At 39.8% G+C, this 26144-nt stretch carries 22 protein-coding genes; all 22 read right to left on the minus strand.

The window, feature by feature from the left end:
• Window positions 1–8 precede the first annotated feature (8 nt).
• Window positions 9–1478 (minus strand): B12-binding domain-containing radical SAM protein, encoded by a 1470-nt coding sequence (locus tag BLT94_RS02740; protein WP_092230178.1) that lies wholly within the window; start codon window positions 1476–1478, stop codon window positions 9–11.
• Window positions 1475–2785 carry a radical SAM/SPASM domain-containing protein gene (locus tag BLT94_RS02745; protein ID WP_092230180.1) on the minus strand — a complete coding sequence of 437 codons (1311 nt, stop codon included), beginning with the start codon at window positions 2783–2785 and terminating at the stop codon, window positions 1475–1477. Before BLT94_RS02745 ends, BLT94_RS02740 begins: the two co-directional genes overlap by 4 nt.
• 36 nt (window positions 2786–2821) lie before the next feature.
• Entirely contained in the window at window positions 2822–4270 is a 1449-nt protein-coding gene (locus tag BLT94_RS02750) for a B12-binding domain-containing radical SAM protein (RefSeq protein ID WP_092230182.1), read from the minus strand.
• Between the two features lie 109 nt (window positions 4271–4379).
• On the minus strand, window positions 4380–5006 hold the full coding sequence (locus BLT94_RS02755; protein WP_092230184.1) for a YdcF family protein: 627 nt from the start codon (window positions 5004–5006) through the stop codon (window positions 4380–4382).
• Between the two features lie 117 nt (window positions 5007–5123).
• Window positions 5124–5867: a GHMP family kinase ATP-binding protein gene (locus tag BLT94_RS02760; protein WP_217641221.1), complete on the minus strand. Its 744-nt coding sequence runs from the start codon at window positions 5865–5867 to the stop codon at window positions 5124–5126.
• A gap of 224 nt (window positions 5868–6091) precedes the next feature.
• Entirely contained in the window at window positions 6092–8002 is a 1911-nt protein-coding gene (locus tag BLT94_RS02765) for an HAD-IIIA family hydrolase (RefSeq protein WP_092230188.1), read from the minus strand.
• A 31-nt stretch (window positions 8003–8033) separates the two neighbouring features.
• Window positions 8034–9158 carry a hypothetical protein gene (locus tag BLT94_RS02770; RefSeq protein WP_139168972.1) on the minus strand — a complete coding sequence of 375 codons (1125 nt, stop codon included), beginning with the start codon at window positions 9156–9158 and terminating at the stop codon, window positions 8034–8036.
• 467 nt (window positions 9159–9625) lie between these two features.
• The gene (locus BLT94_RS02775; protein ID WP_092230192.1) at window positions 9626–10507 is read right to left on the minus strand and encodes a sugar nucleotide-binding protein; all 882 of its coding nucleotides are present in this window, start codon (window positions 10505–10507) and stop codon (window positions 9626–9628) included.
• An 11-nt stretch (window positions 10508–10518) separates the two neighbouring features.
• The gene (locus BLT94_RS02780) at window positions 10519–11427 is read right to left on the minus strand and encodes a transketolase family protein (RefSeq protein ID WP_092230194.1); all 909 of its coding nucleotides are present in this window, start codon (window positions 11425–11427) and stop codon (window positions 10519–10521) included.
• The gene (locus BLT94_RS02785) at window positions 11424–12257 is read right to left on the minus strand and encodes a transketolase (RefSeq protein ID WP_217641222.1); all 834 of its coding nucleotides are present in this window, start codon (window positions 12255–12257) and stop codon (window positions 11424–11426) included. Before BLT94_RS02785 ends, BLT94_RS02780 begins: the two co-directional genes overlap by 4 nt.
• Before the next feature lie 10 nt (window positions 12258–12267).
• The gene (locus tag BLT94_RS02790) at window positions 12268–13332 is read right to left on the minus strand and encodes a radical SAM/SPASM domain-containing protein (protein WP_092230196.1); all 1065 of its coding nucleotides are present in this window, start codon (window positions 13330–13332) and stop codon (window positions 12268–12270) included.
• 59 nt (window positions 13333–13391) lie between these two features.
• Window positions 13392–14396, minus strand: coding sequence for a GDP-mannose 4,6-dehydratase (locus BLT94_RS02795; protein WP_092230198.1), 1005 nt, complete (start codon window positions 14394–14396; stop codon window positions 13392–13394).
• Window positions 14397–14619: 223 nt separating this feature from the next.
• Window positions 14620–15306: an acylneuraminate cytidylyltransferase family protein gene (locus BLT94_RS02800; protein ID WP_092230200.1), complete on the minus strand. Its 687-nt coding sequence runs from the start codon at window positions 15304–15306 to the stop codon at window positions 14620–14622.
• Window positions 15307–15308: 2 nt separating this feature from the next.
• Window positions 15309–15938 (minus strand): SIS domain-containing protein, encoded by a 630-nt coding sequence (locus BLT94_RS02805; protein WP_092230202.1) that lies wholly within the window; start codon window positions 15936–15938, stop codon window positions 15309–15311.
• Window positions 15939–15976: 38 nt separating this feature from the next.
• Window positions 15977–17041, minus strand: a complete 1065-nt coding sequence (locus tag BLT94_RS02810; RefSeq protein WP_092230204.1) for a nucleotidyltransferase family protein — start codon at window positions 17039–17041, stop codon at window positions 15977–15979.
• A gap of 49 nt (window positions 17042–17090) precedes the next feature.
• On the minus strand, window positions 17091–18251 hold the full coding sequence (gene neuC / locus BLT94_RS02815; RefSeq protein WP_092230206.1) for a UDP-N-acetylglucosamine 2-epimerase: 1161 nt from the start codon (window positions 18249–18251) through the stop codon (window positions 17091–17093).
• Window positions 18244–19257, minus strand: coding sequence for an N-acetylneuraminate synthase (gene neuB / locus BLT94_RS02820; protein ID WP_092230208.1), 1014 nt, complete (start codon window positions 19255–19257; stop codon window positions 18244–18246). The genes neuC and neuB overlap by 8 nt, the downstream gene beginning before the upstream one ends.
• Window positions 19257–19883: a NeuD/PglB/VioB family sugar acetyltransferase gene (locus tag BLT94_RS02825; protein WP_092230210.1), complete on the minus strand. Its 627-nt coding sequence runs from the start codon at window positions 19881–19883 to the stop codon at window positions 19257–19259. The genes neuB and BLT94_RS02825 overlap by 1 nt, the downstream gene beginning before the upstream one ends.
• A complete protein-coding gene (locus tag BLT94_RS02830) occupies window positions 19876–21024 on the minus strand; it encodes a LegC family aminotransferase (RefSeq protein WP_092230211.1) in 1149 nt (382 codons plus the stop codon). Before BLT94_RS02830 ends, BLT94_RS02825 begins: the two co-directional genes overlap by 8 nt.
• A complete protein-coding gene (locus BLT94_RS02835) occupies window positions 21017–22009 on the minus strand; it encodes an NAD-dependent 4,6-dehydratase LegB (protein ID WP_092230212.1) in 993 nt (330 codons plus the stop codon). Before BLT94_RS02835 ends, BLT94_RS02830 begins: the two co-directional genes overlap by 8 nt.
• 18 nt (window positions 22010–22027) lie before the next feature.
• Entirely contained in the window at window positions 22028–23419 is a 1392-nt protein-coding gene (locus BLT94_RS02840) for a B12-binding domain-containing radical SAM protein (protein WP_092230213.1), read from the minus strand.
• A gap of 155 nt (window positions 23420–23574) precedes the next feature.
• Window positions 23575–26028: a flagellin N-terminal helical domain-containing protein gene (locus tag BLT94_RS02845; protein WP_092230214.1), complete on the minus strand. Its 2454-nt coding sequence runs from the start codon at window positions 26026–26028 to the stop codon at window positions 23575–23577.
• Window positions 26029–26144 lie beyond the last annotated feature (116 nt).

Consider the following 26144-nt stretch of genomic DNA (forward strand, 5'->3'; position numbering starts at 1 on the left):
TCAAATAATCATTGCAAAGGGTTATGAATCCCTCTTTCTTTTTGATGTCTTGCGAGATTATATTTATGAATTGTAAATTTCCAGGCATTATCAATTTCAAGTTTTAATGTTGGTTTGTAATAAACAAAAAATAGAAACAAATCCCATAAAAAAAAGGGACCTTTTAATTTCAAGCCTTCAAAGAAATACTTGCTTATTAAATAACGCCTGGCCTTTTTAACAATCTTGCCAACACCTTTAGAGCCAACATACTTTGTTTTCATAACCGGCTTGGTGTGCATGGCATGAGATTCTTGAAAATTATCGTCTTCTATCAACCCTTCTTTTACACAAATATCTCGAATTTCTGTCTTCGGTAGTGGCATTAATACTGGGAACAAGGTACATTCGGCATTAATTTTCTTTGCTAATTTAATATTGTTTTCCATAATTTCAACAGTATCGTAAGGTGCGCCCAAAATAATGGGGACATGCAATTGCAGGCCGTGCTTCCTTATGGTATTCACTGCGTTCATGATCTGCTCCATACTCATATTTCTTTTATAGACTTTATTTCGGATGTAATCATCTCCTGACTCGACTCCCATACCGGCTTCATAACAACCCGCACTTTTCATTTCCTTAATAATGTCATCGTCTACAAGGTTAGCTCGTACATTAGCAGTCCATAGAATTTTCTTATGGAATCCATGTTTTTTGTAAAGTTCACAAAATTTAAAAGCAAATTTTTTATCTGCAATGAACGTATCATCATTAAATTGAAAAAACCGCAACCCCTTATCATAAAATCTATCAATCCGATATTTCACTTCCTCAATAACATTTTCAGCACTCCTAAACCGGACCCATTTCCCTTCAAGGGTTTTTCTTAAAGCGTGACTGCAACAATAAGTACAATTATAGGGGCAACCCCGGGATGCCATAATAGACATGTGATTAACATTCACCTTGAAATATCTTTTCAAATCGAAATCATCCCAATCCGCAAATGGTAGAGCATCTAAGTCCTCTATGAGCTTTCTTTGAGAATTCTTAACGATTTCCCCATCTTTTTTGTAATAAATACCAGCTAAATTTTCGCATTCCAAATCATTGTCCAGCAATTCCAATAGCGTCTGCTCGCCCTCCCCTATACACACGATATCAATGCAGTCGTTGGAAATCACTTCTTCCGGTGCTAAAATTGGATGGACACCGCCGAACATAATTTTTGTCCCAAAATTATTCTTGATAAATTCTGCAACAGAAAGCGCTTGCCAAAAATTAAAAATCAAACAAGTGATCCCCACTAAATCATAGTCCGTGGAATTCATCTCTTCCGATATCGCTTTTCGCCAGTTTTTTTTCTTAAAGGTCAAATCTAAAATTTTTGCTTCATGGGATGATTTTTCTTTTATATATGACTTAAGAAGCGCAATATTAAAAGGAGGTTCACCTACCCTTCCTTCTATATTTGGTTCAATCAATAGTAGTTTCATTCTTTTTCCTTTATTGGAATACCAGGATATAATGAAATATTATTCTTTTGCTCATACGCCTTAACAACATCCATGAATTCTTCAAGGGTAATATGGGTTTTTTCTTCGAGCAAGTTGTAGTAAATAGCCATAAAATGTTCATCCAGCGTAAGGAAGCAGGGACGATAATCACCAAAAGGTGAAGTTTTATAGGTGTTCTCACGAATATCTTTAAGGGATTTTTCTCTGACATTCCCAAAATAGATATGCATATTGGCGCAATTTAATACATCTCCATAGGGAGTCATATTAAACATTTCAGAGACCCCCGGGCACCCACCAGAACCATAGTTATAGTTTAGTGTGCCTTTGTGTTCTTTAAACGAGTGATGAATATTACAATATGCATAAGGTTCAACGAGTTTTCCATATGCATTTAAATCATCTCTGTCCAACATTGACTCCTTTGACTTGAATTCACCTACGCCTTTGGCAAAAAGCATATTTATCATCACTTTTTCATCTTCTGCAAATTCAAGTAAATTCAACAAACCGCTTGTATAAAGATTCCCTTTGTGAACCACTGTATTTATAATCGGTTTAATGCCATATTTTTTACAATATTTAATTGCATTCAGTACTCGTTCATGGCTACCCTTTTTCCGCCTAAAAAGGTCATGGAGTTCGGGGATCGAACTATCTAAGCTGAAATTGATTGTATCGACCCCAAGCTTTGCACATTCTTTTACCGTTTCCTCAGAGAAAAGCCAGCCATTGGTGGAAATAATGACATGGTTATAATGGGGAATAAACGACTTGATTATTTCTCTCCATTCTTTGTTAACCAAAGGTTCACCACCCTCAAGGCCAAATGTCGTTGCCCCCATTTTCATGGCTTCTTTAACAAGCCGTTTGTATTCTTCAGGTGTAAGTTCATCTCTATATTTTGTCTCATCAATTCGGGAACAAAGGCAATGGGTACAATGGAAGTTGCACTTATATGTAATCGCAAATTCAATGCCCCTGAATACATGTTTCTTCATACCAAGAAACTTGTACAAATAGGTTAAAAAATAATTTCTAAGCAGCCGAAACGGATAAAAGGGTTTCTTCCAATGGATTCCGTACTTAATTTTAACACCCAGTCGTTTTATAAAAATGGAAAACGGTTTAACTTCCCGTATCCTCTTAATAGCCTTTTTTTCGGATTCCTCTTTTGCTTTGTACAGAATATAAAGGACCTTTTCTTGTTCCTCCTTTGTTGGATACATCTTTTTTATGTCATCTTCGTATGTGATGAACACAGAATCTTTATGACTTGCATTCATAATAGAATTCTCCTTAAAGCAAGTTGATTTTTAGTATTAATTATTTTTTCCAACCAGTGGTTTTACAATTACAATATTAATAAATTCAAATATCCTTTTAAACATTGAATTTTTAATGCCGTATTTACGCATAAACACAAGATAAAAAACAAATAGTTTACGAACGATCCGTTTAAAAGGCAAATCTATTCTTATGGCATTTATGACAGAATCTGCAACAAGGTAGTCATGGAGGCTGTAAACCTTTTTTAGTGGCATATCGGTCATATTTATCAGGTAGTCAGATGACAAATCCACCTGGGATAGCTGTTTCAAATATATTTCCTCATCTGGAATCTTGTTTCTCACAAGATCATATAACTTTGTATCCGGAAAAGCAGTTGCAAAAAAAGATGAATAAATCAGGCCATTTTTTATTACAAATTCGCGGGTTTCTTCGATGGTTTCTTCTGTTTCACCATAATATCCGATCATAAAACCAAAATTGACCGTAATCGAAGTGTTTTTTAAAAGATCAATATTTTTTTGATACCTGTCCAGGTCAAGTCTTTTGTCAATTATTTTAGCGACTGTTGGCGATGGAGATTCAATACCAATGCACAAATATTTACATCCGGATTTTTCCAAAACATTAATGATCTCTTCATTTAAGGCATCCAACCGTGTTGAGCAGGAAAAAGAAAGTCTTTTTTCTTTTAAAACGCTACAAATTTCCTTTGTTCTTTTTTTATTTACAGTAAAAATATCATCGTTAAACGTAATATGCTTTAGCCCGAAATTTTCAATGAGATAATCCCATTGTTTACCAAGTAATTCTAAATCATAATATCGCATTCTTTTATATCGGGATTTTGAAAAATTACAAAAGGTACAGGCGAATGGGCACCCTCTGGAAGAGACCATATTCAAAGAAGGTAAATTGGGAGATTGTACGGTATTTTTTACCACATACTTTGACATATCAAATTTTTCAAAAGGAATCATAAAGTCATTGATGTTCTCAATAAAATCAGATTCACCATTTGAATGAATAAGCCCATTGTCATCTCTATATAACAATCCTTTTACAGATGCCTTTTCCCTCTTTCCTTCAAGTGCTTCAAGAAGCTCCAGAAAAGCGACTTCTCCTTCCCCTCTGATCGCATAATCAATATTAAAATTTTCAAATAAAAATGAAGTGCTGTTGACTGTAATTTTACCGCCCAATACAATTATGGCATTTGGAAATTTGTCTTTTAATTTATTGCATATGTCTGACGCATTTAAAAAAGTACTCTGCAAAGCGGTAATGGCAAAAATATCAAAGGGACCGTCTTTTTCAACAATTTTTAGGAACTTACTGGTTTTGGTCCAGTTTTTATGAATATCATAAAAAGCAAAATTCATCGATCTACTCTGGAGAGCAGATGCAATAAATCCCAACCCAAGGGGAAAAAAATAATATGATCGAATATACATTTTAGGATGTATGAGTGCTATTTTCATAAATATCTTTATACCTGTTATTTATTAGACTGTTTGATTAACTTGTTTTTAATAACTTTTCTATCCGGCAAAACCATACTCGATACACTATGAAGGACTTTATCTTGTTTTATATATAGTCATTAAGCTTAAAATAAAATATTGCCAAATATTCTCTGGCAATATCACGAAATACAGCCATCCGTTCAGGCCAAATTATCGGTTCCAGCCGATAGGGATAGGCCGATACAACCTTTGCATCAAGTCCTTTTTTTTTAAGAACCAGCTTCACCCGCCTTGTGTGATATTCAGACGTAACAAAAACAGCTCGGTCAAAATTAAATTGATTTTTAAACTTGTTGATCAGATAGGTTATATCATTATATGTATTAATTGTTTCATCTTGAATCAGGATATCTGATTCAGGAATCTGTTGAAAGACCAATTCTTCTTTCATTAATAAAGCGATAGATTTTCCTATCATTTCAAAATAAACACCGCCGGCACAGATAATTTTATTTCCAATGCCGCCTCTATAGAGTTCAACCCCTTTTTTCAATCTTATCAGGGTATTAAAATCCAGTTGACCAGAGCAATAACCACCGCCTGACAAAACAACGACCACAGATGCATTCTCAACCATTTCGTCAACAATGAGAGGGCGACATAGGAATTTTGTAAGTGGTGTAAACAAAATGATTGCCAGACACAAATTAACACTGATGCTGGTGATAAAAAACCATTTTCTAACCCTCATAAGCCCCTTGCAATCTGCAATAAAAATTTCGACATATTTTCTCGCAACATTAATATTGAAATCCTGGTTTTCCAGTGACTTGTGATCAGGCGTTTGAGACCATATACATCATGGTTATCATTCATAAAAAATAATTTTTGATCCTTCCTGGTCAATCTTAAGCGGAAGCGTCATGCATGACATTTTTTGAGAAAGCTTGTCATGATCGTCATGAACCAACAGCAAAAAGCCCGCACCACCTGCCCCTAATAATTTTCCACCCATAGAACCGTGCATTTTGGCATCTGAATAGAGCTGGTCTATCATGGAATTGGATATATTGCTTGCCAATTTTTTCTTTGACTTCCATCCATGGTGCAATAATGCTCCCAAAGGCTTAATTTGCCCATCAACTATCAAATCTTTACATTTTTCAACTTGATTGAACATTCCTTTTAAATATTCAAATTTTTCATTATTGCTGATAATATTTTTTTGTTGTTCTCTCAATATATCGCATGCTCTTCTTTGTCCACCAACATAATAAAGCAAAATTGTTTTTTCAATTTTAGCTTTATTATTCTCCGTCAACAAAACAGGGATGACATTAACAGATTCGTCCCGATTAAATCTAATGATATTGATATTTCCAAATGCAGCTGCATATTGATCCTGTTTTCCAATTGGCTCCTTTAAAATATCAATTTCAATTTCACAGGCTTGTTCCGCTAAATCAGCTTTTGATATTATTTTACCATTATACGCATAGAGTGCATTTAACAATCCAACGGTAAACGCACTTGACGAACCCAACCCTGTCCCTGATGCAATATCCGCAAAACTGGCTATTTCGATTCCTTTGTCAATGCCTACTTTTTTCAAACATTCCCTTACAAGGGGATGCTTTATATCCTCAACATTTTCCACATCTTCTGTTTTTGAATATTTAATACGAATCTTGTCGTGGAAATAAGGGTGAATCACAACATACATATATTGCTGGATAGCCGTTGAAACGACCGCGCCATGCCCATGCTGAGAATAAAACTCACGCAGGTCACTTCCCCCGCCTGCAAAGCTTACCCTGAAGGGTGTTCGAGATATTATCATAATTCTCGGCTCAATTTTATACTATTATTAATAATCTGAATATCAGCATATTTTCGTGTTTTTTTTATCGTTGGCAGTTCATCTTTCATCCGTTTTTTATAAAGGCAATCAATCTCCGCCTCAGTAAACCCTTTCCAGCGGTAAAAAGAATAAAACCTGTTTTTCCTTTCTTTCTCATCAATGCAATAATAAATTTTAAGGTGTGCTATATCTCTCAACCCTTTTATATCAAGAGCGGGAACACCTTCAATCAACAGGCATTTTTCATTTTTATATTGTATAGATCCACTCCGGGAAGTTTCTCTGGAATACGGATCATATTTTTTCCCGATAATTAATTTTCCTTGTATAAACAAAAAAATATCTTTTTCTATCTGATTATATGGATATCTATCTTTAACGCCCATAGAATCGTTCCGTTGATCGGCACCAACAAGCCAATTATCAATAGAAAACAGTCTGGAATCAATCCCCTGTATTTGCAACCTATTTTGAAGACATTTTATGAATGTTGTTTTTCCAGAACGGGCCAGCCCGCCAACCAAAATAATTTTCATTTTGTCATCAAAACGCAATCCTTTCAAAATCTGTAAAATAGTGTTCTCAAGGACTTGTTTTCCTTTAAGAATAAAATCCGCAGCTTCATTCAAATCACTAAAAAAATAATCAGGGGGCTGGAAACACTTCCCGTCAAGTCCGCCCTTACCTGTTCTAACGAGGATGGTTTTTATCCCGGCATTATATCCTGTTTGAACATCGGTTGAAGAATCCCCTATTAGCCATGATTTTTCCAAATCAATATTATAAAGGGCTTGTGCCTGCTGTATCATACCTATTTCAGGTTTTCGGCAGGTACACTTTCTTTTATACTGATGATTTTCCTCTATATACCCTTTGTCTGGATGATGGGGACAGAACATGATGTCATCAAGATAAACACCTTTTTCTCCTAACAATGTCTCCATTCTATCATGGATATTTTTTAAACCGGATATGGTACAAAGATTTCTGGCAACAACGGATTGATTTGTTACCAAAATGCTTAAGTAGTCTGATTGATTAACTTTGCCCAAGGCAGAAGCTGAAAAATCATATAATTCAAGTTGATCGGTTCGATGCAAAAGATGGACATCTTTTATCAAAGTTCCGTCACGATCAATAAATACAGCCGGACGTTTATTTTTTTTTGATAATTTTTCTGTTTTGCCTGAAGAATAATCTTTTTTAACCCTTTCCAATCGGTCAACAGTTCCCATATCTTTCAAATACTCTGCCGTTCGGTACGCATACATTTTTTCCGATTTATCCAGCATGGCTGGGAATATGTCTTTCATCAAATCAGACATTGAACTGGCTTTTATATATTGAAATACCTTGGGGGCTAACATATAAACTCCGGCATTGCCTAAATTCCCAAACGATTCAACTTTGTGGGGTTTCAATAAAAAGCTTATAATTTGTTTATCTTCATTTATCGCAACCAAGTCGCTGTCATAGGGATGATCTGAGGGATGAACAATAAAGGAAGCCACACCTTTGGATAATTTGTGAAAAGATATAAAGTCATCTAATTTTATATCAAAAAAAACATCTCCAAAAATCAGTAAAAAGTCCTCATCAATCCTGTTTTCAAGTTGTTTTAATGCCCCCCCGGTTCCCAGAGGTATTGATTCTTGGATATAATTAATACGACAACCCAACCGGTTCCCATTGCCAAAATAAGCCTCTATACGATGCCCCAAATACCCGGTCAAAACGAATATATCTGTAATACCATATTGAGCTAACAAGCGGATATGATGTTCGAGTACAGGCATCCCACCGATGGGAATCATTGGTTTGGGCAGATCGGTTGTCAATGGACCCAACCTTGTTCCTTTTCCGCCTGCAAGTAGTACAGCATCCATGTTAGTATAAACTAATCCTGATTATTGTTGGTTATTGTATGGCTGTTTCCCGGACTTTATAAATAGTAAGCTCAGGTGTTATTTCCTCTTTTATAAGAATATCTTTCAGGACAGGACTTAATGTTTTATCCTTCAATGAACAGTTTGGGCCTACAAAAAATGAAATCGGTGTAATGACAATATGGGTAATATTGTAGAAGTTTATCAATTTTCTGACATCTTTATCAGAAACCGGATTTTGTACACTGATACACTTTTTCTCAGGACTGTAATCAAAATAATTATAAGCTTCTCCCCACATGAGACAAAATCCCATTATCACAGCAGATCCTGTAAGTGAATTCAAAAAATCTGCAAGATCCTTTCGAAAAGGTTCAATCTCCTTTTTATACGTATAAAAACCTGTCTCAGTTATAGAATCTGAAAAATGATAATGAAGAACCCGATAAAATTGGTAAAGAAAATAACACACCGCCCAAAAAACATAAATATATATGAAACCTGTCTGACCTTCATTCCAAAGGATTGAAAAAGCAACAGTGTTTAATACCATTAACAAAGGAAATATAATATACAATTGCCTTCGACCAAAGTAATACCCATTTTGATCGTTGATATTGATGCGCCGGATAAAACTGGAAGCTATCAAATATGATGGAATAAATAAAATTATTACCATCAGGCTACCGCTGACAACCTTCATATACATAAGATAGACTGTCGACAGTATGCCAACAATTAATGCCGAGCCAAGTGATGGCCAGAGAGAATCAGGACGATGTAAGCGCAACATGGCAACACATCCCGATAATAAAAGCCTTATATATTTTTTAATTGATCGTTTCTCACTCCCTGGAACGTCGTTTATAATAATATTTTTTAAATATTCATTGAACGAGTGGCCCCGAATTATCCAGAAAATACTATCCAAACTGACGAAGGACAAACCGCCAAAATATAGAAAGACCATTGATGTTCCGCCTCCCGACACAAGCAAACAAAAAAACACAACCAACAGGAACACGATATCTGTTCCTTTATTCCTGAGCATTAAGCCACAAACAGCACCTAACAAAAACACAGACCATTGCACTTGTGCCAAGAAAATTTTATGTACCAAGATCAACGCAACATTAAAAAGCCAATAATTAATCATCTCTGCCTGGGGTAACAGACACATAAATAAAATTTTTGTCCTAATGGAAAGTAAAAGAGTAAAAATAAAACAAATCAGAAATGTCGTATGAGTATTTAGAGAAAGGCTTAGACAAATTATCCTTGTCAGATAAAAAAATGAGGCCAGGTAAAGAAAAAAGAAAAACAAGTTCACTATTTGACTACCACGCAAACGTCTCTTTGGGGGAATCCATTTTATAATATTGAGAAAGAGGACGTAGGGCGTATTGTATAGGACACTTATCGGTATCAGTGAATTCTCAATTTCCATTGTACTAACAGTTGCATAGCAGCGGTCTATGATGCTAAAATACCTAATATTGCCGACAAGGGAAAATAATGCACAGGCATCGCCATAAGCATATGTTATGTTTATAAAAAGTACCGCAATACAGCTGACGAGTACAACAACCAGCATAATTATAATGGCGACTATTAATAACTCAGTCATACTTTCTTATATTTTACTATTTTTTCGATAATTTTTCCAACTTCAGGAGGTTTAATACCAAACCTTGATTCCACTCTGTTACATTTCAATACGGTTGATTGCGTGTGATAAAAATCTTTGATTTTATCCTCAGCTTTGCCTTGTTTTACAAGGTTTGGATCTGCTCCTATTGTTTTTGCAATTATCAATGCAGCTTCATAATAACTCAAATCTTTATTGCCGGAAACATGCCATGTTCCGCCCTCTTTAACCTCTGCCAGTTTTAACAGAACAGTTACAAAATAATCTATTGCAACAGGGGAAAAAAACGAATCATAAAAGGGAGAGATCGGTATCTCCTGCTTTAAACTTGAAACCCAATTGTTAAAAAGAGGATATTTTGGATGTATAATTTTGGTTACTCTGACAATGGAATGTTTGAAAGGTATATTTTTTAAGTATTCTTCAACCTGTAATTTTTGATACCCATAAACTGTTTTAGGGCTTGTTGGGAAAGTTTCATCCGGATAAGGAAAAACGCCGTCAAACACCTGGTTTGAAGACAAAAAAATAACCGGTATTTTCTTTTGAGAAAGTTTCTCAATGATTTTTATGGTATTGACAACATTTATCTTTCGGCTTGTATCCATATTCTGTTCACAGAATATGGTAGACGTTTGTGCGGCACAAAAAAAAGCTGTCTTTATTCCCTCTGGAGGCACCCAAGACACTGGATTCTCCTCCAAATCCAAATAAATAGAATTATTTTTTTGTTCTCTCTTCCTGCGCGTCGTATATAGGACCTGTTTGCCCGTTCTCTTAAGGCGTTCATATAAATGTCGGCCGATCATACTGTCGCCGCCTACGATAAGATAAATTTGTCTGCTTTGTGCTGCCATTTTTTAAACGTCTATAACGATTGAGCTATTGATTCCGGATCAATATTAAAGAGTGTCCGTATATTATTTTGCCCGCCTGAGGCATGTAAAAAGACATCTTTACAACCAAACCTTGTCAATTTTGCAGGATATGTCCGGTTTTGATCAATGAGCCACTCTGCAACTGCGGATCCGAGACCGCCCCGAAGGCTATGTTCCTCTATGGTTGCCACGCAGGAATAATTGAGGAACGCATTTTCAAGCGCATGCTCATCAAGCGGTTTTATTGTATGCATGCTGACCACTGTTACTGATTTTCCTTTATTTTCAAGTAAATTTGCAGTATCCAGTGCCAATGGCAATACATTGCCGGTACTAAGAAGACAAATATCTTTTCCTTTTTTAATCGTAATGGCTTTTCCAATAGTAAAATCAGGATCTGTATCATGCACCACAGGCTCATTTTTTTTCCCAAGTCTTAAATAGACCGGTTTACCCCACTCAACGGCAGCCTTGAGTGCAAATTTTACCTCAACCGCATCCCCGGGAGCAATAACCGTCATGCCGGGAAGTGTTCTCAGCATTGCAATATCTTCACATGATTGATGGGTCGGTCCCAGTTCTGCGTAGGATAAGCCAGACCCCACACCCACTATAATTACCGGCAGGTTATGATAGCATACATCAATTTTTATCTGTTCAAAACAACGAAGCGTATTAAAAGAAGCGATTGAATAGGTAACAGGCCTTAAACCGCACATAGCCATGCCTGCTGCAACGGATTGCATGTTCGCTTCTGCCACACCACAGTTATAAAATCTGTCGGGAAATTTTTGCTTATACTCGTTAAAAAGTCGGTTCCCCATATCACCGGTGAGCAAAACAAGCTCTGGATGTTTTTCTGCAAGGAGGGTCAACTCTTTGGCAAATGCATTTCTCATAGTATTCCCAACTCCTCTTTCGCCCGAAACATTTCTTGTTCATTGGGTATTCTGTAATGCCAGTTGTTATCATCTTCCATAAAAGAGATGCCTTTGCCCTTTATTGTATTTGCAATAATTGCCGTCGGCTTTTCAGGATTGTCAGGGATGGATGATAACGCCCGGGAAAGTTCATCCATATCATGTCCGTCGATTTCCATGGCATTCCAGCCAAAGGCCCGCCATTTTTCCTTCAGCGGTTGCAGTGCCATGACTTCGCAACTTCTGTCCGTGGCCTGCCATTTATTAAAATCTATAATAACACAAACCCTGTTCAAGCCTTTTGCCGGTGCAAACATGGCTGCCTCCCAGACAGAGCCTTCATTACATTCTCCGTCACTTAATAAAACAAAAACATGATATGCCTGTTTTTTTATTTTCCCGGCAAGTGACATACCCAGCCCGATGGAAAGTCCATGGCCCAATGATCCTGTTGCCGCTTCAACTCCCGGCAGATTTCCCGGTCCGGGGTGTTCTTCAAGCTTTGACCCTTGTTGGCAATAGGTTTCCAACAAATCCTTGGGAATAATATTTTTAAATGCAAGGGCAGCATAGAGCGCTGAGGCCGCATGGCCTTTACTCAGAATAAATCTGTTCCGGTCTGACGCTTTAATCGTATTTTGGTCAAGCCCCAGCTTTTTCCAATAAAGGCTGACCAGAATATCAACCGATGAAAGGGCTGATCCAAGATGGGATGCTTTTCCATAATGCGACATCTCGACCAGCTTTGCCCGGATTTGTCTTGCTGTTTGTTCTAATTGGGAAACGGAATATTCCATGTTGGTCATCATATCTCTATCTCTATATAAAATTTACGTGGTCAGGAGGGTCTTTAAGCTCATTCAGGTATCTGTTTACCTCATCCATCCGGCAATTGAGTTTGCATGTTTGAATATCCAAAGAAGTGTCAACCCATTTTAAAGATGCACTCCTTTTTTCACCTTCCCAGATTTCCTTAAAGGTCTGCTTCATAAGCGAACCGTAATTAAAGCGGTCTTCAAGCAAGTGGGCACTGCAACCCCAGATGTCCCCCCGGCTATCCATGTAGGACCAGAAAGGAAGACAACGACATTTTGAATAATCCCGTTTTTTTCTATCCCACTTCTTCATTGCAGTGGTCCTAAAGATGATATTGAAATGCTCTGTATTATATTTTTCCAATCTTGATCCAAGGTCATCAAAATCATGATAACAAATTTCACAGCTATGGGCATTTTTGTGATGGTGTGTATAGGGTTTAACAACAAGGTAGTCTGCGCCGATTTCACATGCCTTTTGCGCTAACAATTCAACTTCATGATAATTTTCAGGCACAAGAAGTATCTGAAGTCCGAGTGTACATTTGCTTCCAAAGAATTTTCTCTTTTTTACGGCGTACTCCATATTCGATAATACTTTGTAAAAATCCCCTGCTTGTGTTCCATGGATTTTGGAATAGGTTTCAGCCGTGCCGGCATTCAAACTGACCTTTATCCACTCAACCTTATCCAGAATCATATCAGTGATGGAAGGCCGCATCAAAACGCCATTGGTAGTAAGTGCAACATCTATTCCTTCGTTTTTCGTATGAACAATAATCTCCGGAAGATCTTTGTGGAGAAAAGGCTCTCCTTCTCCTGCAAACATAATGCTCTTTAAACCAAGACCGGCCAGTTCGGTTATTCGTTCCTTTAAAACAGGGGTATTTAAAAAAATCTTCCTGTATCCCATAAAATCCATGCTACAGAAAAAACATCTGTGATTACAGGCTCCGCTTGGGCTTATTTCCATATAGATCGGATAAATCAATTTATTATCCAACCAGCCGGCAACCCTTTCAACGTGATAAATCAACTTGTGACTGTCTATTTTGAATCGGTCTTCCATATACGCTTTATTTTTTTTAAAATCCTGTCACTTATCAGTCTGAAATCTAAAATATATATTTATTGGGTATGAACATACTCAAATTTTTCTTTTTTCAAATCATCTATACTATGATTTATCCACTCAATCGTCTCTTTGATTCCCAGTTCCAATGAAATTTCAGCCTGCCAGCCCAATTCTCCGGATGTTCTTGAATCATCAAGCAGATAAGCCTTATCCTTGCCGGAGCGATCATTCACATCAATAACGTTCTTGTTAAAAAGGACGCCTGTGTGTTTTGCAATCATTTTCACAAGGGATCTTATGGACAATGGATCAGAGGTTGAAAAGTGATAAATTTTTCCTGGTTTTCCCATGTGCATGGCTTTTAATGTCCCTTGCACAACATCTTTTATATGAATAAATGACCGGACACTTCTTCCACCACCATGGAGTTCAAGCTTTCTACCGGTTTTAAAAAAGAGAATAGCTTTGGGAACAATTCTATACAACTGCTGGCCCGGACCATAAACATTGGAGGATCGCGTAAAAACCACAGGGAAATTATACTGCCTGAAAAAAGTCATCAGACTCATGTCTATGGCTGCCTTTGAAACGGCATAGGGTGTGCTGGGATTATAGACCTTGCTTTCTTTAACGTTTCCTTCAGATGAACCATACACTTCGGGAGTTGACACCTGAACAAATTTTTTCAAAAACACACAATCTTTAAGTCGCTGATGCAGTTTGACAGCCGACAATGTATTGGTCATAAACCATTGATCAGGATTATCCCAACTTTCAGCCACCATGCCCTGTGCTGCAAAGTTAACAATATAATCGGGTTTATAATCAAAAATAATCTCCAGGATTCGATCTAAATCATGATTCAGATCATATTGAAAAAAACTAAATTGATTGTTCTTTATGGGTTTCCATTTATAAGGAAGAAATACCGTTGCAAGTTCCTTTGATCTGCTTATTCCGACAATATTCATGCCTTGATTCAGGGCGGCATCAACAAAGTGTGACCCTGAGAATGAATTACTACCCAGAACCAGAACTTTTTTAGAAAATCCTTGCATATAGCTCCGCCCTTTCGTTTACATAACCGATAAAACCCTCTTACTTAATTTCAGCACTCATACCACAAAATCAAAACGACATCACTACAAATCATTGCCGTTCTATCAGGCTTCTCAAGCCCTTATTTTCCCGGGAAAACAAAATCCTGCAAAATTTTCTGTTTCGGATATGTATTATCGGATTGATATTAAAGAGTATTGAATTAATTTATCAATTTTTTTCTTAAACTGTTTGAATAATCATTTCAAAAAGTTTGAAGTCAAGTTTTGAATCTATATCCAGTGAGCGGTCCCTTGGGATTATATATCCATAAGTTGAGTCTGAATAAAAAGATTTTTTCTTTAGAAACCATTGAGTTTCAGAAATATAAACAGCACCTGTAGGCATATATACATCAGGAAGCTCCTGCCGTTGTCTGTTCAAATATTTTTCTCCAAGAACAGGCTTCAACTTGTTCCCCTCCACCATATTAAACATCCAGTAAGGACTTTTACCAGGCTTGGTTACAGACACTGTAGATTTTGCATTGGTATTTATACAGAATTCAATACATCCATCAATGTCTTTGGTCAGAGTCAAAGGAGACGTTGGCTGCAAAAGCATTACATAATCATATCCCGGAATTTCATCGAGTGCATTTAAAATAACATCAGAAGCAGTGCTGTTATCCCGGGCAAAATCAGCCGGACGGACGAAAGGCACCTCGCATCCGTATTCTCGGGCAACACTTATTATCTCGGCATCATCGGAAGACAGAACTAAACGATCGATATAGGCGGATTTTTTTGCAGCTTCAATTATCCAGGCTATCAGAGGTTTTCCCCCTGCCAATTTAATATTTTTTCGTGGAACTCCTTTTGAACCGCCACGGGCAGGAATGATGGCAAGGACCTTCTTATTCTTAAACATTTTTAATTAACACATTTTTCTTTTAATGTACCGGAAGCTATCAAAGATTCTTTCTTTTCAAGCCAGAGCGATTCTATGATCCCATGCAGAATTGCCTCGTGGCTTAATTCCACAATACCGAAAAGATTTGCAGGCACAAAAAAGGATAAATCACTTTCCATATTCCACAGTCTGTTATCATCTTTAAACCCGCTGAGGGTTATAAGCTCCATATCTCTTGTCAAAGCCATTTCAGCGCACAAGAGAATATTTTCAGAATTGCCAGAACTTGAGATGGCAATTAAAAGGTCATGCGGCCTTGCAAGCCTTTCAAGGGGTTGAAGATAAACATTTTCATAACCAAAATCATTAGCCATGCATGTTATCAAAGGCGTATCCCCTAAAAAAAATGACTTTGCACCAAGCTTATTGAGCATGTCCTGTGACAGATGGGAACAGATTGCCGCACTTCCCCCGTTTCCAACCCACCAGATGCTTGCATCTTTTTCAACAGTATTGTTAATGATCTTACCGGCAGCAAAGCATCCGTCTTCCAGATCAACAGATGATTTGCCCAATCTGCATTGTGACGACATAATCGTTGCATTTAATTTTTTCAACCAATTATATGGATTGTGCTTATTAAAAATCAAACATACTCCTTAGATAATGATTTGAATCTTTCATAAAACTACCCCCAGAATATCTCACCGAACTCACCGTCAGCCGTTTCAAAATCCCTTTTATGACCGATATCCATCCAGTATTCCCTGATCTGAAATACCACGGTTTTATAATCTTTTTCCATCATCTTGTCAAAAAGATGGGTCATATCAAAATATTGATCATCCGGTATCAAGTCCATCATATCCGGTTGAAAAACATAGATTCCCCCGTTAACAAAAAAGCGCTGGACAGGCTTTTCATCAAGCTGCACCAATTTATTTCCTTCCTGCTTGATCACACCATAGGGCACCTGCATGTTGTATTCCCTGACACACATGGTTGCCATGGCATTACTGAGTTTGTTATTGTTGATATGAAATTCCAACAGTTGCTTAAAATCAACTTTGGTTAAGAGATCTCCATTCATCACAATAAAAGGAAGCAATGGTTTTTCAGAAAGAAGTTTGATGCTTCCGGCGGTTCCAAGCCGTTGTGTTTCCCTTAAGTATTCAATGTTCACTCCCCATTTAGATCCATCCCCAAAATAGTCCTCAATCATATCGGCTTTATAATTCACTGAAATATAAAAGGTATCAAAGCCTTTTTTTATAAACCCTTCAAGAATCGTTTCAAGCAGAGGGGTTCCCCCGATCTTTAAAAGCGGTTTCGGGCATGACTCGGTTAAAGGACGAAGCCTTGTACCAAGACCTCCGGCCATGAGAACAACAGGATTCTTTTGTTTCTTCTCTTTCAGGATATCCCGTAAAAACATGAGTTCTACTACCCTGCCCTTATGATCAACAATGGGAAGTTGATTAATCAGCTGCTCCTTCATTATCCTGTGCATTGTTCCGGGATCATCCTTAACAGAAGCAGTAAGAGGAGAAACATAATAAATACGCTCTACAGGTTCATCAAGACTGATCCCCTTTAAGATGCCACGGCGGATATCACCGTCTGTAACAGTTCCAAGAAGCTTATCATCAGGATCAACAACAAGGGCAATCTGAAGAGCGCTCTTGTCTATTACCGCAATGGTCTCTTTTATGCTGGTCCCGGGCCCTACGGATGTTTTTTTCCAGTCTTTCATTTTTCAACCTGTCTGTCTTCTCGATTGAATATTCTCGATTGAATATTGATCAGCATTCAATATCATGAAATTTCTTTTTTAAGATATCTTTTAAATCGGCTGTTTGTAAAATTTCCTTAATTTTTTTAGCAGTACCGGACTTTTCAAACGGAATATTCATGCTTTTTAAATTTAACTGAAAAAAATGACTCTGTATTATTTTCAAGGCTGCCAATATTGATTCTTTAGAAGGATTGCAGTCAACAATACTTTCCGTCCTGATTCTGCCCTTCTGCCGGTCTCCGATATTGATTGCAGGGACTTTAAGCGCAGGTGCTTCAAAAATACCGCTGGAACTGTTCCCTATAACCGCCTCACAAAACTTCATTGCGGAAAGATATCTTAAATACCCAAGGGACGGCACCACAAGGCACTGATCAGGATGTTTGTTCTGGTAATCCTTTTGCATTTGATTGACCACCTGGCCGCCGGTATCCGCATTTGACCCTGTAAAAACAAACTTATGATCCGAATACTGGTCCAAAGCGCCTAAGATTTCTGTAAACTGCTCTTTAGAACTGTTTTTTTCTAAGGTCACCGGATGAAACGTTATAAGGAAAAACGGTTTATCCAACTTAAATCTTATGGACTCTTCAAGATCACCCCGTTCCATCAGATTCAAATTCCTGATATTTTCAACCCCTAACGCCCCCACATTATAAACATATTCGGGCTGCTCGCCCATCTGGACAATTCTGCGCAGGTATGCTTCACAACAGGGGAAATGAAGGTGGGCCATTTTAGTAATGCTGTGCCGGAAAGCCTCATCAATGGCCCCTTGTGTTGTTTCTCCTCCATGAATATGGGCAATGGGAACACAGCAGACCTGGGCAGCTGTTGCACAGCAGAAAGCTTCAAACCGGTCACCAAGAACAACCAATATGTCAGGGTTGTATGCAGCAAAAAATTTCCCATATTCAGAAACGGCTGTTCCCATAGATTGGCAAATTCCTGTTGGAGAATCATCAATAAGATCGATATCCACACATTTGTCCGGTTCAAATCCGTCCTTGCGTATTTCTTCAATGGTCATGCCCTGCTCCGGCACCAGGTGGGTGCCGCTGACCAGCAATTGCAATTGCAGATTTGAATCTTCATGGATCTCTTTAATAAAATTCCGGAGAAGACCATATTCAGCACGGGTGGATGTATAGACACAAATTTTACGCATCAATCAGGTCATCTTTTTTATAATTTTTTCCTGCCTCCCCACCAATAACATCATCCCATTTCATCGGACTGATACCTGTTCCCGGCCTTTTTACCGTCAGATTATCCTTGGTAAAGGATTCTCCGGCAGCAATACGACAGGCTGCAACAATACTTTTCCGGGCAATGGGAATATTTTTTTTCTCCGACCGGCTTGGCTTTTTTATGCCGTTGCCAAGGGCCATCTCAATATTTCTGACAGCCCTGACCATTTGTGTCAGTTCATCCGGTAACAGAGACGCATTGTGGTCCGGGCCGGGTAAATGTTTATCCAGGGTAAAATGTTTTTCAATCATTGTGGCTCCCATGGCAACTGCCGCAATGGGAATTTCAATGCCTTTTGTATGATCAGAATAACCGACCTTAACCCCGGGAAATGAATCCTTTATGGTTTGCATGGCATTCAGGTTAACGTCCTGCATGGGGGTTGGATATTCCGTATTGCAGTGAAGAACGGTTATCATGTCCAAAGGAATTTCAGCCTTTTTAAACACAAAAACAGCGGCCTTGATTTCTTCCAGATCCGCCATTCCTGTGGACAATATTATTTCCTGACCAAAAGAAGCAATTTTTCTTAAATAGGGCAAATTGGTAATTTCTCCTGAAGGAATCTTCCACCTGGCAATTTTCAGATTTTTCAGCAAATCAATGGTTTCAAGGTCAAAAGGGGAAGATAAAAACTCAATCCCTTTTAACCTGCATGTGTTAATCAATTCCAAGTGAGCATCATGGGATAATTCAAGTTTTTTCAGCATATCAAACTGGGATTCTTCCCGGGCGGATGTTTTTTTTTGATAATCAGCCTTGACCGCACTCTTTGTAACAAGTGTTTTTGCTTTAAATGTCTGGAATTTTACGGCATCAGCACCGGCATTGGCGGCAATTTCAACCATCTCCCTGGCCCGGTCAAGGGAACCGTTATGATTGACCCCGGCTTCGGCAATTATGAACACCTTGTCATGATTCATTATAACTTATTATCCTTCATGATTTTTCCGTCTTTTTCACCGGCAATGAGGCTTCCCGCCTTAAAAAAAAAATGGTCCGGGAGCCTGGCTCCTTGAACAACGGTTGAATTTGATCCCACAAAGCTGCCGGAACCGACTTTTGCTTCACCGTTTAAAACGGCAGCCGTGGAGATATGAGTATGATTCCCGATTTTTGCGTCATGTTCAATCAAACACCTGGTATTTAAAATACAATTTTTCCCGACACCGGCTCCGGCATTTACAATTGCATGATGCATAACGATACTGCCTTCCCCTATTTGTGAACGTTTTGACACATACGCCAAAGGGGAAACAACAACGGGAAGAATAAAACCTGTTTGTTTTAAAAGATTAAAAAGTCTTTGCCTGACATTGGATGACCCAACCTGTCCCACGGTTATCAGGGCATAATCATACTGTTTTTTCAAAATTTCAAGATCATTATCAAATCCTATCACCGGATATCCAAGGATTGGCCCGGATTTATCTTTTCCCGGCTGTTCCACTATTCCGGCTATGGAGAATGTCCTGCCGGTCTCGATGACGTCGATACAAGACCGGCAATGACCGCCGCCGCCGACAAGAATAATTTCTTTTTCAGACATTGGCCCTCGCACTGCTTGGCAGGTTTATAATCCTCTTTGCAAGCCATCTTGCATTTTCCAGGCTGTCTGTTTGACACGCTTTATATATTTGAAGATCCGGCAGCAACTGCCAGGCAGGCCGGGTCATTATGCCGGATTCATTTGTTTTTTTCAAAAATTCATCCCGCTGCTTTTTATCGGCAGTAATAACTGCATTCAGCCAGTAATTGCTGGTACACCCTTCAGGCTCCGTAACAAAATGCCCCCATCCTGATTCTTTAAAAAATTTTTCATAGGCACGGGCAAGTTTTCGTTTGTCATTCAGAATACCATCCACCTGCTCAAGCTGGGCGCAGGCCAATGCAGCATTCAAATTGGGCAACCGAAAATTATAGCCGATTTCATCATGAACAAACTCCCATTGATGCTGTACTTTTGCCGTGGTTGTCAAATGCTTTGCTTTTTGTGCAAGCCTCTTGTCATTTGTAATAATGGCACCTCCGCCACCACAGGTAATGGTTTTATTCCCGTTAAAACTCAACACCCCCAAAGAACCGAATGTGGCACAATATGTTTTTGAAATTTTTGACCCCAATGCTTCGGCAGCGTCTTCAACAACGGCAATATTCCAATAGTTTGCCAACTCCATTATTTGTTCCATTCTACAGGGGTTTCCGAAGGTGTGCATGGGAATGATTGCAGCAATCCGTCTACCGGTATTTTTATTAAAAACTCCCTGATCCTTTTTTGAAGCATTTTGATCAAGAAACTTTTCCAGGGCATCCGGGCACAATCCAAGAGTTGCCTTGTTGACATCAACAAATGCGGGGACGGCATTATTATGAACAATGGCATTGGCTGTTGCCACAAAGGTCAGTGGCTGGGTGATAACTTCATTATGTTGTTCAACTCCTGCCACTCTTAATGCCGTTTGAAGGGCAGCCGTTCCGTTCACCGTTGCCACCGCATATGCCGCACCCAGATATTGAGCCAGCTTCTGTTCAAACCGATCAACATACTCACCAATGCTGGAGACAAAGGTGGAATCAATGGCATCCATAACATAATTCCGGTCGATTTCTCTGAAGCGAGGTTCATGAAGAGGAACAAGCTCTTTGGTTTGATACCAGTCTCTTATAAATTTGATGAGGTCGCTATACATTATAGATATCTGTTTTGTAGTGTGAAAGATTTTCAGGATCGACAAACCATTCAATGGTTTTCTCTAATCCCTGTTCCAAGGAATAGTCCGGCTTAAAACCGGTAAGTTGATTTATTTTTGTGTTATCACAGCACAGCCGGAAGACCTCTGAATCCTTTGGCCGAAGTCTTTGGTCATCCGTCACAAATTTGACATCAGAACTCATCATTTTCCTGATCAAATCAAGGGTATCTGCCACGGAAATTTCAACGCCCGAACCGATATTGACGATCTCTCCAATTGTTTGGTCGGATTGTGCCAAAGCCGTAAACCCTTTGCAGGTATCCAGAACATAGTTAAAATCCCGGGTTGGGGTCAGATCCCCTAATTTGATCTTCTTTGCACCTGCTGCAATCTGCCCGATAATGGTGGGAATAACCGCCCTGGCGCTTTGACGGGGACCGTAGGTGTTAAAAGGCCGGGCAATGGTCACGGGCAGGCCGAAAGCCTGGTGAAAACTCATGGCCATGTGGTCCGCCCCGATTTTGCTGGCGGAATAGGGAGACTGGGGCTGCAACGGGTGCTTTTCATCAATGGGAACGTATTGCGCAGTGCCGTAGACTTCCGATGTTGAGGTATGAATAACCCGCTCACAACCGTTTTCCTTTGCCGCCTGGCAGATATTCAGGGTTCCCTTGACATTGGTATCCACATAACTGTCCGGGGCAATATAGGAATAAGGAATGGCAATCAAGGCCGCCAGATGAAAAATCACATCCGTATTCTTTGTAATCTCTTTACAAAAATGGGGATCACGCACATCCCCGGATACGACTTCAATATCACTCAGGCAGTCAAGGGCCTCCAGCCATCCCCAATTATTAAAAGAGTTATACTGGTTTAACGCTTTTACGCCGGCACCTGATTCCACAAGCATTTCCACCAGGTGGGACCCGATAAACCCATCGGCACCGGTCACCAGAACTTTTTTATTTTTTAATTTCAATTGCTTTTTCCTAATTGGCTATGATTGCCGAAAACCCCTGAATGATGCATCCCGGGTTGAATATAAATGCCTGGTTTGAACAGTCATCAACTTTTTTTTATTTTCAAAATAATTTTCCATAAGCCGTATATTGGCATTTGTTAATTCCGAATACAATTCTTCTTCCGATAATTGAGTAAAATTAGCCGCAAAAAGATCTGAATTCAAATGCTTGTTTTCATAAAAATCCCGGATATCTTTAATCAAGCCTTTTTCAACGGCATAATCATAGAGAGGTGAACCAGGGTATGGGGTCACGGGCCGAATGGTTCTCATCTGGGCTCCGTCATCATGCTTGATCAAAAAATCAACCGCGGCATTTAAACTGTCCTTATTGTCGCCGATATGGCCGAACAGCATGTTCAGACCGGGACTGATTCCGGCAGACAACGTGGCTTCAATCCCCTGGTTTATCTGCCTGATTGAGAGCGCTTTGTTCATCTTCTTCAACACCTCGTTGTCATAGGCTTCGATGCCGTAATTGATAAAAACGCATCCCGCCCTTTTCATTACCGACAACACTTCAGGTGTTGCATAGTTGAGCCTGCCGTTGCAGTCCCATTTTATATTCAATTCGGCCTTTAAAAAGGATTCACAGATTTCCATGGTGCGCTGTTTGGATGACATGAGAAGTTCGTCGGAAAAGGCAATATATGATATATTAAATTCCTTTTTCAGATATTGAATCTCTTCAACAATTGCCCCGGCACTTCGAGGCCGGAATCCCTTGTCCATCCTGTAACAAAAATTACATTTAAACGTGCATCCCCGGCCGGACAGCAGCGGCATGATAAAATCACTGTGGCTGCAATGGGGCATTCTCAACAATCTGTAATACTCAATGGGGAAAAGTTCATAGGACGGCCACGGGATACTGTCAATGTCCTTTATCAATTCCCGCCTGGGGTTCACCACAACCTCCCTGCCGTTGCGGTATGCAATCCCCTTGATGTTGTCCAGCGGCTTATGATTGGCAAAAGCTTCAAAGAGTTCCAAAACCGTTTCTTCCCCTTCACCGATAACGGCGACATCAGCCCCGGTTTTTTCAAGGAAATATTCAGGTTCGGGCGACGGCCCGTGCCCTCCGATGATGAACAGTTCAGGTCTCTGTTTTGACTTTCCAATGGCACTGGAAATATCGAGCAGTTTTTTATATTGATAATACCCGGCAATGATGCTGACACCGATGATATCGAATTTATTTCGGTCAAGATAGGCTGTGAGGTGTTCATCCGGGTAATGATGGACATCCTGATGATAAATTTCAACATCATAGCCGTCTTGTTTGAGGACCGCCGCAATATAAGCCAACCCCTGGGGAAACCAGTGGATATAAGAATCGTTATCATAAACAACCAACAGAACTCTCAAAATTTTTCTCCTTTGTTTTAAATGGCTGATCCTCTGAACAAATAAAAATTACTATCGTCATTTTTATTTGTTATCAAGTCAAGAAAAAAAATAAGGGCGGCAGCTTTTACAGCTGCCGCCCCATTTATAACGACTCTAACGTTTGTTCTACTAACTTACTGGAGCAGACTCAAGACATTCTGCGCACTGGCATTTGCCTGGGACATGGCAAATGTACCGGCCTGGCTTAAGATCTGCATTTTGGTAAAGTTGGCTGACTCTTCTGCAAAGTCAACGTCACGGATGGTTGATTCCGCAGCCTGGACATTTACCTTGGTGGTTGAAATATTGGCAATGGTGGAGGTCAGCTGGTTCTGTACGGAACCTAAGTCAGACCGGACCTTGTCCAGATTTTTCAACGCGGCATCGGCAACTGCAATACCGATCTGGGCGCCTTCCTGGGTGGTGACGTCAACGTCGGACAGACGATAGGACACTCCATCACTCACGGAAGAAACCGCACCGTCAGACTGGGCAGCAACATTTGTATCAAGGACTGAATCAGCCTTGAGTATGGAACCGCCATTAATCACCATTGCTTTGGTGAGAGTTTCTTCGGCTTTAACAACTATATCATTTTCCAGGGTGGTGCCTTCTTTATATGTGATATCATTTTCATCTGTAATATCATTGGTCAAATGAGTTCCTGCAGTAAGCGTTGATTTGGCTGCAATCTTTGAACCTGCCTCCAGAAGCATATCCGTATCATAGCCGACCGTGATATCATCTTTAATGGTCACATCCGCACCAATAGCCGAGCCATCTGTAAGGACGGAGGTGGCACCAACCTTTGAATCAATTTCCAGAGTCATCGTTCCCGTGACATTTCCGGTGACTTTGAATTGATCGCTAAGAGATGAGCCGGTTTCCAGGACACTATTTGCTTTTAAAAGAGAATCCCCGACAATGGTCATATCACCGGTAACGGTGTTATCCCCCTTGGTACCGATATCTCCTGTAAAAACACTTCCGGCTGCCACAACGGAATCCTGTGCAAGTTCTGTGTTCGCGGCAAGCTTGGCATCAGCTGCAAGGGTCAGGGTTTCTCCATCATCAATAGCCACATCAGCGGTGGTTTTAGTAACCATATCAGCCCCGCTTCCACTCACAACAACATTACCACCAGCATCCTCAAAGAAAGCAGATACATCGCCCTTAAAAATACTTCCGTTACCAACGGTACTTCCGGAAGTAAGACTTGAACCGGCCGTCAATACGCTTGTTGTGTTTGCAGCAGTGGCGGTGGAACCTGAAACCGCGAATGATCCCTGAATGGTTGTTCCTGAACCAATCGTTGATCCGGAAGTTATCACAGAACCCGCACCAATGGTATCGCCCGCAACACCGCTTGCAGCTTCACCCGTGTCTATTTTAAGAGAACCCGCCACAACAGTACCGGACCCGACCGTTGTAGCAACAAGTTTGGAACCGGCTGCAACAACTGAATCCTTGGTTGTTACAGCAGTTTCAGTTTTTACCGTAAGACTGCCTTCAACAGTGGAGATGGCAATACCATCTTTGACATTGGCATCGGTAATGACGATCTCAGAAGTTCCTTCCTGGCGGACTTCAACCGTACCCAGGGTGGACATATCCTGGGTTCCGCCCATCACGTTCTTGGTCCCCTCTCCGCCCATGGTCACTTCAATGGCCCTGTCATCAGTCGATGTAAGAGTAAGAATCCCATACTGATCGACAGATGCGGACACACCATGTTCACTGGTTTTATTGTTGATGGCGGAAACAAGGGCACCGTCAGAATCATTTTCACTCACAGACAAAGCACCGATGGTGACGCCGTTGATGGCAAACCCTGTGTCGGTTGAACCGGCATTGACATGGCTGTCCGTACTGCTTTCAACAGATGCAGTGGCACTGATCCCCAGAACATCACTGAGTTTGTTAATGGCGTCCGCCACAGCACCCACACTGTTTTCCCTGCTATTGTTATATTCAAGTTCAATGCTGTTCAGCGAATAAGTTTCATTCTTCAGGTTACTGTAAATATTGAGTTCCGCCGTACCCTCACTGGCAAAAGTCAGGTTTGAAGTATTGATATGCCCGATCTTTGTGGCTTCCGTGGACTGGATGGAAATGTCTACGGTTTCACCTGCATAGGCCCCGATCTGAAATTTCTTGTCGGTAAAGTTACCGGAAAGAAGTTTCTGGTTATTAAATGCCGTTGTTTTGGCAATGGTGTCCAGCTCTTCCGTGAGTTTTGAAATATCCGCCTGGATGGCCTTGCGGGATTCTGTAGTCTGTCCGTCCTGAGCGGACTGGATGGATTTTTGTTTGATCGTGTTAACGATATTAATGGACTCTTCCAGGGCAGCATCAGCGGTTTGAACGATGGAGATACCGTCATTACCGTTCCGGATCGCCTGGCCAAGCCCCAGGGACTGGGACCGGAGAGAGTCGGCAATTGCCATGCCTGAAGCATCATCAGCAGCTTTGTTGATTCTAAGGCCGGACGACAGTTTTTCTAGAGCGGATGAAAGACTGTTGTCTGTTTTAATCATGTTTTTGTGCGCGTTTAAAGATGCTACATTTGTATTAATTCGTAATGCCATAGTTTATTCCTCCTTGAGAGTTTTAATAAGGGATTCCTTTCCCTTTCATTTTTATATTCTTAACTATCCAAACTTTTTTTTTACTCACCTCCTCTTTTGAAAAATTATTTTATAGT

Origin of the sequence: Desulfobacula phenolica (genome assembly GCF_900105645.1) — a bacterium.
Lineage (GTDB): Bacteria > Desulfobacterota > Desulfobacteria > Desulfobacterales > Desulfobacteraceae > Desulfobacula > Desulfobacula toluolica.